This is a genomic window from Dactylosporangium siamense (genome assembly GCF_016862795.1).
GTDB lineage: Bacteria > Actinomycetota > Actinomycetes > Mycobacteriales > Micromonosporaceae > Dactylosporangium > Dactylosporangium siamense.
In genome coordinates, this window is sequence record NZ_BONQ01000015.1 from 73,876 (window position 1) to 87,361 (window position 13,486).

Genomic DNA, 13,486 nt, shown 5'->3' on the forward strand with positions numbered 1-13,486 from the left:
GCGCGCGGGGACCGGCTGAAAGTAGGGGGTTGACCGCATCTTCACGCTCCGCCGGGCTGCGCGATCCGGCGCAGCTCGGCGATGTCCCGGATCGTCATCCTCCGGTAGCCGGTGCTCAGCAGCCCCCGGCCGCGCAGCTCGTGGATCGCCTTGTGGACGGTGGCCTGGGAGACGGCGATCATCGTGGCCAGCTCCGGCTGGCTGAGCGGCACGCCGATCTCCACCCCACCCTGCGCGGCCGGGCGTCCGCAGACCTCCGCGATCTCGACCAGCAACCGGGCGAGCCGCACGTCGGCGGGGTACACGGCGAAGTCGATGCGGCGGCGGTTCGCCCAGCGCAGCTGCCCGGCCACGGTCGCGGTGACCCGCAGCGCGGCGGCCGGGTGCCGGCGCAGGAAGTCCTCGAACGTGACCCGCGGGATCACGCCGGCGATCACCCGCCCGCAGGCGGTCACGGTCGCGGTGCGCGGCACCGGCGTCAGCGCGCCGATCTCCCCGACGAGGTCGCCCGGCAGCCGGATGTTCAGCAGGTTCTCGATCCCGTCGACCGACGTCGTGACCTTCGCGAACCCGCTGACGATCAGCTCGACGTGGGTGTCGTCGCCGCCCTCACGGATCATGACCTGTCCCGGCCGGAGCGCCCGCTGGACGCTCAACCGCAGCAGCTCCCGGGCGACCGCCGGGGGCAGCCCTCCGAGGAACGTCTCCTGCGCCCAGGTGGGGAACGGCCGCTGCCTGCCCTGCTGCATGGATGCCCCTCGCCGAGCTCCGTCCGGTCCCCGCCCTGACCACCGCGGCCCCCCGCCAACCTGCCGGCAAGAGCAGGCTACCCATTGCTACGTCCGCGTGGGTGGGTGAATGCGGTGACCTGGTTCGATTCGGCACGATTGCGGCCGGGTAGCGGGTCGTCGGGCCGAATGTCCACTATGGACGTCGGGGTGATCGTCCGCGGCGTTCGCCCCTACGATCCGATCCGTGCCTTCGCTCAGAAGCCTCACCTCATCGGCCGTCGCCCTCGTCGCCGTGGCCGGCGGTCTCCTCGTCGCCACCGCCGGCCCGGCCGGCGCCGCGACCACCGTCCAGATCCCGTCGGTGCGCGCCGCGTACACCGACGCCTTCCAGCCGCTCACGTCCCACGTCGACGACCAGCTCGGGCAGCCCGTCGGCCTCTGGCGGGACGGCACCGGCCAGTACCACCTGTCCCGCGCCTACTACACGTTCGACCTGTCGGCGTACGCCGGGCTGAGCGTCACGTCGGCGGCCGTGCGGATCCCCGAGTTCTTCGTCGCCGACTGCGCCCGGGCCTCCGGCGTCGCGCTCTACCGGGCCGCGCCGTTCACCGCGCCGACCTGGTCCCGGCCGCCGGCGCGGCAGGCCCTCCTGGACGCCACCGCCGAGGACGCGGCGGGCTGCCCCGGCGCCGAACGGTGGGACGTCACCGCCGAGCTCACCGCGGCGCTCGCCGAGCACCGGCCGGCGCTGACGGTCGAGCTGCGCCTGACCGGGCTCCGTGAGCTCGACCCGGGCAACCACCGCCTGTTCACCCCGACCGCGGCCATCGACCTGACCTACAACCGTCCGCCGTCCACGCCGGTGCCGCTCGTGGTCGACACCTCCGTGTGCGGCAGCGGCACGCCGATACTGTCCACCAACGCGACGCCGTTCGTCAGCGCCTACGCCACCGACCCCGACGACGACCCGATCACGACCACCCTCGCGGTCTGGCCGCAGAGCGACCCGGCGCGGCGGACCGAGTTCCCCGGCCCGTTCGGCACCGTGCCGGCCGGGGTGCTCACCGACGACGGCACCTACCTGCTGTCGGCGCGGGCGGTCGACCCGTCCGGCGCCGCGTCCGAGTGGGCCGTGCCGTGCGCGTGGTACTTCGACAGCCACCCGCCGGCGAACGCCCCCACCGTCACCGCGACCGGCGGCCAGCCGGGCCGGGTCGGGGCCGCGACCTCGTTCACGTTCTCCGCGAACGGCGACGCGGACGTGGTCGGCTTCCGGTGGGGCTTCGACGCGGTGTCCGGCCCGGTGCTGCCGGCCGACGCGCCCGGCGGCAGCGCCACGGTGCAGTGGACGCCGGCGGCGCCCGGGACCCAGCACCTCGTCGTGGTCGGCGTCGACCGGGTCGGCAACACCTCGCCCGCGGCGACCCTCGACTACCAGGTCGCGAGCGACGCGCCGACGATCGAGGACCTCGACCCCGACGCGCCGTTCAACCAGAACCGCACCATCGTGTTCCACCCGGTGGCCGCGAACGTCGTCGACTACGTCTACAAGTTCAAGAACAACGTCGAGCACGTCGTGCCCGCCGGCCCCGACGGCACCGCGAGCGTGGTGCTGCTGGTGAACAAGTCCGGCGGCGGCTCCGACCTGACCGTCTACAGCCGCAGCGCCGACGGCTCCCGGTCCGCGTCGGGCTCGGCACTGTTCAACCCGCGCAGCGCGCCGACGGTGTCGTCGCAGCAGTACCCGATCGGCGGCCCGGTCGGCGCTCCCGCCGGCACCCCCGGGGTGTTCGTCGTGACGTCGGCCGTGCCGGGCGTGCTGTCGTACACCTATCGGATCGACGGCGGGCCGAAGGTCGTCGCACCCACCGACGCGGACGGCAACCTCGTCATCACCTACACACCGGCCACGTCGGGGTCGCACGTCATCACCATCGGCTTCGGCGTGATGGCCGACAACATCACCGTCGACGGCGGCCCGTACACCTTCATCGCCGGCTGACGTCGCCAGGGCCGCCCCGGTGCTTTCCGGGGCGGCCCTGGCTCGTCGGTGATCAGCTGCCGCGGACCTCGAACTCCCACAGGGACACGCCGTACTGGGTGGCGCGCAGCGGGGCGTACAGCTTCACGTAGCGGGCGGTCGTCGCGGTGAAGTTCACCGTGTCGGTGCCGCCGTTGCCGTTGTAGTCACTGTGGACGGTCGTCCAGGTGCTGTTGTTCGTGGACGTCTGGATCTGGTACTGCGCCGCGTACGCCGCCTCCCAGCGCAGGGTGACGCCGGTGACGGAGCGGTTGGCGCCCAGGTCGACGTAGATCCACTGCTGGTCGGCCCAGGCGCTGCTCCAGCGGGTGCCGGTGTTGCCGTCCACCGCCCGGGCCGCGGTGTTCGTGCTGTTCTCCTGGCTGGAGGCGTACACGGGGCGGTTCAACGCCAGGTTCCCACTCGGTGGGTTGCTGGTCGGCGGGGTGCCGATGCTGAACTCGCCGCGGTTGAGCACGCGAGGGTGGAAGTAGGTGGCCTGGACGCCGGCGTTGGTGTTGTAGGCGGGGTCGGTGAGCCACTCGGCCCAGACCATGAACCACGTCCAGCGCGGCTGCGAGGTGAGGATCGACGGGCTCGGGGTGCGGCCCACCTCGGCCAGGGAGATCGGCTTGCCGCCGGCCAGGTTGAGCATCGTGGAGTAGTCCGAGGCGCTCGGCTCCATCTTCACCCACACGTCGAGGCTGGCCACGTCGAACGTGTTGGCCGCGGGCAGGTACTGGCCGGCCGAGCCCATGTCGACGTCCTTGACGTTCCAGACCCACACCATGTTGTTCAGGCCCTTGGTGTTGACCAGGTAGTCGTAGGTGATCTCGTACAGGCGGCGGCTGCCGTTCGCGCCGGGCCGCCCGCCCCACCAGGACCAGCCGTCGTTCATCTCGTGGATCGGCCGCCACAGCGGCTCGACCCCGGCGTTCTTGAGCTGCTGCAGGAACGGCACGACCTCGTCGAGGCGGGCCTTCCAGGCGTTGTTCAGCGCGCTGCCGTTGGTGATGAGCTGGCTCCACTGGGCATCGGTCAGCGAACCGAGGATGCCTGCCTCGTCCCACCCGCAGGTGCGGCCCACGGTGGGCGGGCACATGTGCCAGGTGAGGGCGACCACGGAGCCGGAGCGCCACTGGTTGATCGCCTCGTTGATCATCGTCTGGCGGGCGTTGACGTCGGCGGAGGCGAAGAGGAAGTCACCGCCCCACAGGCCCGGGGTCTGGCCGGTGATCTGCTGGGCGACCCGGGTGTACTTCGTCGGGTCGCTGTTCGGCTCGCGGTTGTGCTGTCCGGACAGCGTGTACTGGCCGGAGATCCGGTTCAGGTACGCCAGCAGGGGGCTGCCGGGCTGCGCGGCCTGGGCGGTCGGGAGCACCACCGCGACGGCGACGGTGGCGATGACGGCGGCCATGGACACGAGCCACAGCAGCGGGCGGCGCCAGTGGCGGACAGGCATGCCGCACTCCTTTCAAGGGTTCACGGGTGGTCGGGCACCGGGCACTCCGGGCGGCCCGAGGTGAGATAGACCATCGTGGACTTAACCAGTAAAGTCAACGCCCAGCAGGATTCCAACCCTGAAACCTGGGCTACTTTTGGCGATTAGCTGAACCGTGACATGCGCTCAATGTCGACCGGCCCGGGAGATACGATGTGGGCGGCCGCACCGCCGTGCGGCACCGGGATCCGACTGGCCGGAGGGCTGGAGGCAGTGGACCGCCGACCCACCATGGCGGACATCGCCAACCGCGCAGGCGTGTCCCGCATGGCGGTGTCCTACGCGCTCAACGGCCGCGCCGGCGTCTCCGACGAGCTGCGCGAGCGGATCGTGCGCATCGCCCGCGAGCTCGGCTTCAGCGCCAGCGCCCCGGCCCGCGAGCTGCGCGGCGCCGTGGTCCAGGCGATCGGGCTGACCATGCGCCGGCCGTCCTCGACCGCGTTCAACGTCGAGGTGTTCCGCCGGGAGCTGATCAGCGGCATCCAGTCCGAGCTGATGCGGCACCGCTTCGGCCTCGCGCTGCAGTCCGTCGCCGACGCCGAGGACGAGCTGGCGGTGTACCGCCGCTGGAGCAGCGAACGCCGGGTCGCCGGCGTCCTCGTCTGCGACCTGGAGGTCGGCGACCCACGCCCCGCGGCCCTGGAGGAGCTGGACCTGCCGGCGGTGATCATCGGCGGCCCGCCGCCGGGGACGACCCGGCTGGCGAGCATCTGGTCCGACGACGGCCGGGCGATCGCCGAGGCGGTCGCCTACCTCGCCGCCCTCGGGCACCGCCGGACCGTGCACGTCGGCGGGCCGCCGCAGCTGCTGCACAGCGCCGTGCGCTCGGCCGCGTACGGGACGGCCTGCGCCGCGGCGGGGATCGAACCCGTGGTCGTGCCGGCGGACTACACCGGCGAGATGGGCGCCCAGGTGACCCGGCGGCTGCTGAGCGCCGCACCACCACCCACCGCCGTCATCTACGACAACGACGTCATGGCGGTCGCCGGGCTCGGTGTGGCGATGGAGATGGGCATCCGCGTGCCGGACGACCTGTCGATCGTGGCCGGTGACGACTCGGCGCTCTGCCAGGTGGTCCGCCCGCCGCTCACCGTCCTCAAGCGCGACATCGCGGGCTACGGCGCACACGCGGCCGGCCTGTTGCTGGACGTGGTCGACGGCGGCGCGCCCGGAGCGGTCCTCGACCACGCCGCCGAGCTCGTCGTGCGCTCGAGCACCGCTCCGGCGCCACGTCATTGAACTGGCAATATGATGGTGCGTGGCGAGGCGGTTACGCGAAACGCCGCGATTTTTGGTGAGGTGCTACGGTCCAAGAGGACGGAACGCCGTGACCGGGGAGCCGCGGTTTCCTGGTGATCGAAGCGTGCCGGGTCCAAGCCGTTGATCGATTCGTGGTGCCCTGTCAGCGGCGCGCGGGGTCGGGTGCTGCCGCGCGGGTTGAGATGGGCCAGCACGCTGGTGACGGGCTCGTCGGCGATCGCCGACGAACACGCCCGGGGCCCGGTGCCCTGTCAGTGGCGGGCGGGGCCGGGTGCTGCCGCCCGGGTTGAGGGCGATCGCCGCGAGGGCGCGCGGGGCCGGGGCGTGGTGCCCTGTCAGCGGCGGGCGGGGCCGGTGCTGCCGCGCGGGTTGAGGTGGGCCAGCTCGTCCTGGACGCTGGTGACCGGCTCGCCGGCGATCGCCGCGAGCAGGAGCCGGGCGGCGTGCGTGCCATAGGCGGCGATGTCGCGGCTGAGCGCGGTCAGCGGTGGGTGGACCAGGCGGCAGATCGGTGAGTCGTCCCACGCGATGATCGACAGGTCGGCCGGCACCGACAGGCCCATCTGCTGCGCCACCGACAGCCCCGCGATCGCCATGATGTCGTTGTCGTAGAGCAGCGCCGTGGGCCGGGTGGGGGAGCTGAGCAGCCGCCGGGTGGCCCGCGCGCCGCCCTCGCCGGTGTAGTCGGTGGCGATGGTGACCGCGTCGGTCAGCCCGAGCCGGGCGCTGACCGCGGCGAACGCCTCGGTGCGGACCGCGGTGTGGGCGAGGTCGGACAGGCCGCTGACCCTGGCGATGCGGCGGTGGCCGAGCGCGGCGAGGTACTCCACCGCCTCCACCAGCGACACGCCGTCGTCGGACCAGATGCAGGCCAGGTCGCCGCTGGCGGTGGGCGGGCCGACCACGACGGCGGGCAGCTGCAGCTCGCGCAGCGCGTCGATGCGGGCGTCATCCGTGCGCACGTCGCACAGCAGCACGCCGTCCACGCTGCGGTCGCTCCACCAGCGCCGGTAGACGGCGATCTCGTCGGCGTGGTCGGGCACCATCTGCAGCAGCAGGCCGTAGGAGTGGATGGACAGCTCGGCCTCGAGGCCGCTGATCAGCTCCATGAAGAACGGCTCGACCCCGAGGGTCTTGGGCGGCCGGTGCAGGGTCAGCCCGACCACCTTGGCGGCGCCGCCGGCCAGGGCGCGCGCGGCGGTGTTGGGCCGGTACCCCATGGCGTTGGCGATCGCGACGATCCGCGCGCGGGTGGTCTCGCCGACGCCGGGCTGGCCGTTCAGGGCGTAGGACACGGCGCCCTTGGAGACCCCGGCCTCCCGGGCGATGTCAGCGATGGTCGGTCTCTTCACGGATCGGATCACCTTCGAATCGGGGGGCGCTTTCGCGATTCAGTGAGCGTAACGCGGCTGGCGTGCTTGTCCAGAGCGGGCCGTTGACAGCCCTGAAACCTGGTCGTAAAGTCTGGGCACTTTCACGGTTCAGTGAACCGAAACCCCGAGGCATCACGGCGCGGACGCGGCAACCAGCACGGGTGCCGCGGCGGATCCGCGTACCCATTTCGAGACGGAGATGATCGATGTGAAGCGACGAGCTTTCGCCGCGGTGGTGCTCGCCGGCGCACTGCTGGTGGCCGGCTGCGGCAGCGACGGTGCCGGGTCCGGCGCGGACGCCACCGCCCCGACCGACCCGGCGAACCTGACCGGCGACATCACGGTGCTGACCAACCGCACCGACCTGGTCACCGACGGGTCCATGGACAAGTACGCCGCCGAGTTCAAGAAGGTGTACCCCAAGGTCAACGTCAAGTTCCAGGGGATCACCGACTACGAGGGCGAAGTCAAGATCCGCATGAACAGCGACGAGTACGGTGACGTGCTGCTCATCCCGCAGGTGGTAGCGAAGGCCGACTACCCGAAGTTCTTCGCGCCCCTCGGCGAGCAGGCGGAGCTGTCCAGGACCTACTCGTTCACCGACTACGGCTCGGTGTCCGGCAAGGTCTACGGCATCGCCAGCTTCGGCGCCGCCAACGGGTTCGTCTACAACAAGGACGTCTGGAAGCAGGCCGGAGTCACCGCCTGGCCGACCACCCCGGAGCAGTTCGTCGACAGCCTGCGCAAGATCAAGGCCGCCGGCGTCACCCCGTACTACACGAACTACAAGGACGGGTGGCCGCTGAGCTCCTGGTCCAACGTGGTCGGCTCGGTCGGCTGCGACCCCAAGGCCAACGACAAGCTGGCGACCACCGAGCCGTGGGCCGCCGGCACCGACCTGACCGTCGGCGACAGCCTGCTCTACACCATCGTCAAGGAGAAGCTGGCCGAGGCCGACCCGACCACCACCAACTGGGAGGACTCGAAGGGCCAGATCGCCACCGGCAGGATCGGGACGATGTGGCTCGGCTCCTGGGCCGTGTCGCAGATGCAGGACGCGGCGAAGAAGGCCGGCAAGGACCCGTCGGTGATCGGTTACATGCCGTTCCCGGCCCAGTCCGGCGGCAAGTACTGCTCGGTCGTCTCGCCGGACAAGTTGTACGGGATCAACATCCACTCCAAGAACAAGCCGGCCGCCCGCGCCTGGCTCGACTGGGTCCTGCACAAGTCCGGCTACGCCGAGACCGCGCAGGCCGTCTCCACGATCAAGGGCGCCCCCGCGCCGGCCGCGCTGTCCGGCTACACCGAGGCCGGCGTCACCTACATCGAGCTGTCCCAGGCCGACGCGGTCAAGGTGACGGCGATCGACAACGCCTCCGAGATCGGCCTCACCAAGGCCGACTACCGGCAGAAGCTGATCGACATCGCCCGCGGCGCGGCGAAGGGCGACCTCCCCGCCTATCTCACGGACCTGAACAAGAAGTGGACGGCCGCGGCGAAGACCGTCGGCTGACCCCGCGTGCGCTGGACCGCCACCGCAGAAGCGGTCCAGCGCACGTCCCCAAAGTCCCCACTAAACACGTCCCCAAAGTCCCCACTAAAGCAGCGAGAGGCCAGCATGACCCAGACCGCCACCACCAGCCGGGCCGCACCGGCCCCGCCGAAGGGCGCCAAGCCGAAAGCGCACCGGTGGACGCCGTGGGTCTACCTGGCCGCGCCCCTCGCCCTGCTCGTCGCGTTCACGTACATCCCCGTGGCGAGCATGCTGTCCTACAGCCTCACCGACTGGGACGGCGTCAGCCCCGACTCGACGTTCGTCGGGCTGGACAACTACGCGCAGCTGTTCACCCGGCCGGAGCTGTTCGGGGTGTTCTCCGTCAGCCTGTACTACCTCGCCGCGTCGGTCCTGCAGATCGGCCTGGCGCTGTACTTCGCCACCGTCCTGAGCTTCAACGTGCGCTTCCGCAACCTGTTCAAGGGCATCCTGTTCTTCCCGTACCTCATCAACGGCGTCGCGATCGCGTTCGTCTTCCTCTACTTCTTCCAGCGGGGCGGCACCCTCGACACGGTGCTGCGCTTCGCCGGCGTGGACTCGCAGTTCCTCTGGCTCGGCGACCCCGACCTGGTCAACGTGTCCCTCGCCGGGGTGTCGGTGTGGCGGTTCATGGGACTGAACTTCGTGCTGTTCCTCGGCGCGATCCAGTCGATCCAGCCGCAGCTGTACGAGGCCGCCGAGCTCGACGGCGCCAACCGGTGGCACGTGTTCCGCCACCTCATCGTCCCCGGCATCACACCGATCATCAGCCTCAGCGTGATCCTCGCGATCGCCGGATCGCTGTCGGTGTTCGAGATCCCGTTCGTCATCACCGGCGGCGCCGGGGAGAGCAAGACCTTCGTGATCCAGACGATCAAGCTGGCGTTCCAGTTCAACAAGACCGGCCTCGCCTCGGCCGCCGCCGTCGTGCTGCTCGCCGTCGTGCTGCTGGTGACCTGGATCCAGCGCCGCCTGGTCCCGGACGAGAGGAACGATCTCGTTTGAGCACCGTCGCCAGGACGTTGAAGTACGCGTCGCTGATCCTCGCCTGCCTCGTGGTGCTGCTGCCGGTGACCGCGATCGTGCTCACCTCGCTCAAGACTCCGGAGGAGCTGAGCACCGGCGGAGCCCTGGCCCTGCCGGAGCACTGGCTGAACCTCGCCAACTACGGCACCGCGTTCACCAACGGGCGGATGCTGACGGCGTTCCTCAACACCGCGGTCATCCTCGTCTTCTCGCTCACCGGGACCGTGGTCATCGGGGCGATGACCGCCTACGCGATCGACCGGTTCCAGTTCCGGTTCAAGCGGCTCGTCCTCGGGCTGTTCCTGTTCGCCACGCTCGTGCCCGGCGTCACCACGCAGGTCGCCACCTACCAGGTCGTCAACGGGCTGGGCCTGTACGACACCCGGTGGGCGCCGGTGGTGCTCTACCTCGGCACGGACATCGTGTCGATCTACGTCTTCCTGCAGTTCATCCGCAGCATCCCGGTGTCCCTGGACGAGAACGCCCGCATCGACGGGGCCGGACCGACCCGGATCTTCTGGCGGATCATCTTCCCGCTGCTCAAGCCGGCCACCGCCACCGTGGTGATCATCAAGGGCATCACCATCTACAACGACTTCTACATCCCGTTCCTGTACATGCCGTCACAGGACCTCGGGGTCATCTCGACGTCCCTCTTCCGGTTCAAGGGCCCGTTCGGCGCCCACTGGGAGGTGATGTCGGCCGGCGCGGTGCTCGTCATCGTCCCGACGCTGGTGCTGTTCCTGCTGCTGCAACGGTTCATCTACAACGGCTTCACCGCAGGTGCGGTCAAGTGAAGGAGCGCTACGTGAGCACGTACCACCCGCTGCACGACGGTTGGACCCTGACCGGCGGGGAGCAGGAAGGCGTGCCGGCGACCGTCCCCGGCTGCGTGCACACCGACCTGCTCGCCGCGGGGATCATCGACGACCCGTACCTCGACGACAACGAGCTGCGGCAGACCTGGATCGGGCGCACGGACTGGGTGTACCGGACCACGTTCGGCCGGCCCTCCGGCGGGTCCGACCGGGTCGACCTGGTGTGCGCCGGGCTGGACACGGTCGCCACGGTCACCGTCAACGGGGTCGGGGCGCTGCGCTCGGCGAACATGCACCGCGGCTACCGCGTCGACGTCACCGGGCTGCTGCACGACGGCGACAACACCCTCGAGGTCCGCTTCGACGCGCCGTACGGCTACGCCGAGGCGCAGCGCGACGCGCTCGGCGCGCGGCCCGGCCCGTACACCGAACCGTTCCAGTTCATCCGGAAGATGGCGTGCAACTTCGGCTGGGACTGGGGACCGACGCTCGTCACCGCCGGGATCTGGCAGGACATCGGCCTGCACGCCTGGTCGGGCGCCCGGCTCGCGGAGGTCCGGCCACTGACCACTGTGGACGGGACCGCGGGCCGGGTCGAGATCCCGGTCCGGGTGGAGCACACCGGGAACGCCGCGGTGACAGTCACCGCCGAGATCGCCGGGGTAGCTGCCGAGCTGCGGCTGGCGCCCGGCACCACCGAGGGCATCCTGGTCCTCGACGTGCCGGACGTCGAGCTGTGGTGGCCGACCGGGCACGGTGCGCAGCCCTTGTACCAGCTGACGGTGCGGGCCGGCGCCGACACGTGGACGCGAAGGATCGGGTTCCGCACCGTCGAGCTGGACACCGACGCGTTCCGGCTCTCCGTCAACGGCCGGCCCGTGTTCGTCAAGGGCTTCAACTGGATCCCCGACGACTGCTTCCCGGCCCGGGTCACCGCCGACCGGCTCCGGGAGCGGTTCGGCCAGGCCGTGGACACCGGGGCGAACCTGCTGCGGGTGTGGGGCGGCGGCCGGTACGAGTCGGAGGACTTCTACGACCTCGCCGACGAGCTGGGGGTCCTGGTCTGGCAGGACTTCCCGTTCGCCTGCGCCGCCTACCCGGAGGAGGAGCCGTTCCGCTCCGAGGTCGAGGCGGAGGCCAGGGAGCAGGTGACCCGGCTGGCCCCGCATCCCAGCCTGGTCCTGTGGTGCGGCAACAACGAGAACCTCTGGGGCCACCAGGAGTGGGGCTGGCCCGAGGCCCTGGAAGGGCGCAGCTGGGGTGCCGGCTTCTACTACGAGGTGCTGCCGCGGGTCGTCGCGGAGCTGGACCCGACCCGCCCGTACTGGCCCGGCACCCCCTACTCCGGCGCCCCGGACCGCGACGTGATGGACGACAGCACCGGCACCGTCCACATCTGGGACGTGTGGAACACCGAGGACTACACCCACTACGACAGCTACTCGCCGCGGTTCGTCGCCGAGTTCGGATTCCAGGGGCCGCCGGTGTGGGCGACGCTGCGGGCCGCGGTCTCCGACGAGCCGCTCACCGCCGACTCACCCGGGGTGCGTCACCACCAGAAGGCGGTCGACGGCAACGAGAAGCTGCTGCGCGGGCTCGGCCGGCACCTGCCGCCCCCGGCGGACGTCGACGACTGGCACTACTTCACGTCGCTCAACCAGGCCCGCGCGGTCGCCTACGGCCTGGAGCGGTTCCGGTCGCTGATGCCGTACTGCATGGGCGCGATCGTGTGGCAGCTCAACGACTGCTGGCCCGTCACGTCGTGGGCCGCGGTCGACGGCGCCGGCCGCCGCAAGCCGCTCTGGTATGCGATCCGCCGCGCCTACGCGCCCCGGCTCCTCACCGTCGCGGACGGCGTGGTGACGGCCGTCAACGACACGGACGAGCCGTGGACCGGCGACCTGACCGTCACCCGGCGCGCGGTCACCGGGGACCTTCTCGCGAAGGAGAGCGTGCCGGTCAGCGTGGCACCCCGGGACGCGGGCCGGGTGGTGCTGCCGGCCGGGCTGGCGGGCGGTGACCTGCTCGTCGCCGAACTCGACGGGGCACGGGCGATCCGGATGTCCGCCGAGGACCCCGACATGGCCTACCCGCCGGCGGACTTCGACGCCGCGGTGGAACCGGTCGCCGGCGGCTACCTGGTGCACGTGACGGCCCGCACGCTGGTGCGGGAGCTGGCGATCCATCCGGACCGGCTCGACCCGGCCGCCACCGTCGACGACCAGCTCGTCACGCTGCTGCCCGGCGACACGGTGACCTTCACCGTCACCACGGACCGGCCGCTCGACCCGGCCGCGCTGACCGGCCACCCGGTGCTGCGCTGCGTGAACGAGGTCAGGTCGTGAGCGCGGTGTTCGCGGTGGACATCGGTGGCACGAAGTTCGCCGGCGCCGTCGTGCGCGCCGACCGGACCATCGCCGACCGGGCGGAGGTCCCGGTCGGCGCCGACCCAACGGCGACTCTCGCCGCGCTCGTCGCCCGCTTCGACCTGACCGGCGTCACCGGGGTCGGGGTCGGCTCGGCCGGCCCGGTCCACCTCGACCTGGGCGCGGTCAGCCCGGTCAACATCCCGGCGTGGCGGCGGTTCCCGATCACCGCCGTGCTCGCCGACCTGACCGGCGGCCGCCCGGTCGCCCTGGCCGGCGACGCGCAGTGCATGGCCCTGGGCGAGCACTGGCACGCCGACATCCCGACGCTGCTCGGCGTCGTCGTGTCCACCGGCGTCGGCGGCGGCCTGGTCCTCGACGGCGCGCCGTACCTGGGCCGGACCGGCAACGCCGGCCACATCGGGCACATCGCCGTCGGCCGCGACGACGAACCGTGCCCCTGCGGCGCGTTCGGCTGCGTGGAGCGTCTCGCCAGCGGCCCCGGCATGGTCCGGTGGGCCGCCGGGCTCGGCTGGACCGGCACCGACGCCCGGGCCCTCGCCGCCGACGCCGCCCGCGGTGTCCCGGTGGCGCGGCAGGCGTTCGCCCGCGGCGCCGACGCCCTCGCCGCCGCGATCGTGAACACCGCGACCCTCTTCGACCTGCACACCGCCGTCGTCGGCGGCGGGGTGGCCGCCGCCGGCCCGGTCCTGTTCGACCCGCTCCGCGCGGCGGTGGCACGGCGGTCCGGGATCGGGTTCCTGCACGACCTGACCGTCCTGCCGACCGCCCTGGGCCGCGACGCCGGCCTGTACGGCGCCGCCGCGCTCGCCCTCGCCCGGGCCTGAGGCCCCGTC

Annotated in this window: 10 protein-coding genes; 7 read left to right on the forward strand and 3 right to left on the reverse strand. The window is 71.5% G+C overall.

Going from position 1 to position 13,486, the window contains the following annotated elements; translation table 11 throughout:
- Positions 1–41 precede the first annotated feature (41 nt).
- Positions 42–749 (reverse strand): Crp/Fnr family transcriptional regulator, encoded by a 708-nt coding sequence (locus Dsi01nite_RS03435; protein ID WP_203844516.1) that lies wholly within the window; start codon positions 747–749, stop codon positions 42–44.
- Positions 750–975: 226 nt separating this feature from the next.
- Between Dsi01nite_RS03435 and Dsi01nite_RS03440 the strand changes: the two genes are divergently transcribed.
- A complete protein-coding gene (locus tag Dsi01nite_RS03440; RefSeq protein ID WP_203844517.1) occupies positions 976–2,733 on the forward strand; it encodes a phage tail protein in 1,758 nt (585 codons plus the stop codon).
- A gap of 52 nt (positions 2,734–2,785) precedes the next feature.
- On the opposite strand, the gene Dsi01nite_RS03445 is transcribed toward Dsi01nite_RS03440, so the two are convergent.
- Positions 2,786–4,213 (reverse strand): glycosyl hydrolase, encoded by a 1,428-nt coding sequence (locus tag Dsi01nite_RS03445; RefSeq protein ID WP_239135651.1) that lies wholly within the window; start codon positions 4,211–4,213, stop codon positions 2,786–2,788.
- Positions 4,214–4,483: 270 nt separating this feature from the next.
- Here Dsi01nite_RS03445 and Dsi01nite_RS03450 point away from each other — a divergent pair, with 270 nt between their 5' ends.
- Positions 4,484–5,491, forward strand: coding sequence for a LacI family DNA-binding transcriptional regulator (locus Dsi01nite_RS03450; protein ID WP_239135654.1), 1,008 nt, complete (start codon positions 4,484–4,486; stop codon positions 5,489–5,491).
- 356 nt (positions 5,492–5,847) lie between these two features.
- Here Dsi01nite_RS03450 and Dsi01nite_RS03455 read toward each other — a convergent pair whose 3' ends face one another.
- Positions 5,848–6,864, reverse strand: a complete 1,017-nt coding sequence (locus Dsi01nite_RS03455; RefSeq protein ID WP_203844519.1) for a LacI family DNA-binding transcriptional regulator — start codon at positions 6,862–6,864, stop codon at positions 5,848–5,850.
- A 229-nt stretch (positions 6,865–7,093) separates the two neighbouring features.
- On the opposite strand from Dsi01nite_RS03455, the gene Dsi01nite_RS03460 reads away from it, so the two are divergent.
- From Dsi01nite_RS03460 to Dsi01nite_RS03480, 5 genes are all read left to right on the forward strand, one after another.
- Entirely contained in the window at positions 7,094–8,398 is a 1,305-nt protein-coding gene (locus tag Dsi01nite_RS03460) for an ABC transporter substrate-binding protein (protein ID WP_239135652.1), read from the forward strand.
- Between the two features lie 105 nt (positions 8,399–8,503).
- Complete coding sequence (locus tag Dsi01nite_RS03465) at positions 8,504–9,424, forward strand: carbohydrate ABC transporter permease (RefSeq protein WP_203844521.1); 921 nt, start codon at positions 8,504–8,506, stop codon at positions 9,422–9,424.
- Positions 9,421–10,242: a carbohydrate ABC transporter permease gene (locus tag Dsi01nite_RS03470; RefSeq protein WP_203844522.1), complete on the forward strand. Its 822-nt coding sequence runs from the start codon at positions 9,421–9,423 to the stop codon at positions 10,240–10,242. The genes Dsi01nite_RS03465 and Dsi01nite_RS03470 overlap by 4 nt, the downstream gene beginning before the upstream one ends.
- A gap of 11 nt (positions 10,243–10,253) precedes the next feature.
- On the forward strand, positions 10,254–12,608 hold the full coding sequence (locus Dsi01nite_RS03475) for a glycoside hydrolase family 2 protein (protein WP_203844523.1): 2,355 nt from the start codon (positions 10,254–10,256) through the stop codon (positions 12,606–12,608).
- Entirely contained in the window at positions 12,605–13,477 is an 873-nt protein-coding gene (locus Dsi01nite_RS03480) for an ROK family protein (protein ID WP_239135653.1), read from the forward strand. The genes Dsi01nite_RS03475 and Dsi01nite_RS03480 overlap by 4 nt, the downstream gene beginning before the upstream one ends.
- Positions 13,478–13,486 lie beyond the last annotated feature (9 nt).

What these genes read in the sequence shown, in the direction of transcription:
- Dsi01nite_RS03435 (WP_203844516.1), bottom strand. Translation starts at nt 749, where the DNA reads ATGCAGCAGGGCAGGCAGCGGCCGTTCCCCACCTGGGCGCAGGAGACG.
- Dsi01nite_RS03445 (WP_239135651.1), bottom strand. Translation starts at nt 4,213, where the DNA reads ATGCCTGTCCGCCACTGGCGCCGCCCGCTGCTGTGGCTCGTGTCCATG.
- Dsi01nite_RS03450 (WP_239135654.1), top strand. Translation starts at nt 4,484, where the DNA reads ATGGCGGACATCGCCAACCGCGCAGGCGTGTCCCGCATGGCGGTGTCC.
- Dsi01nite_RS03465 (WP_203844521.1), top strand. Translation starts at nt 8,504, where the DNA reads ATGACCCAGACCGCCACCACCAGCCGGGCCGCACCGGCCCCGCCGAAG.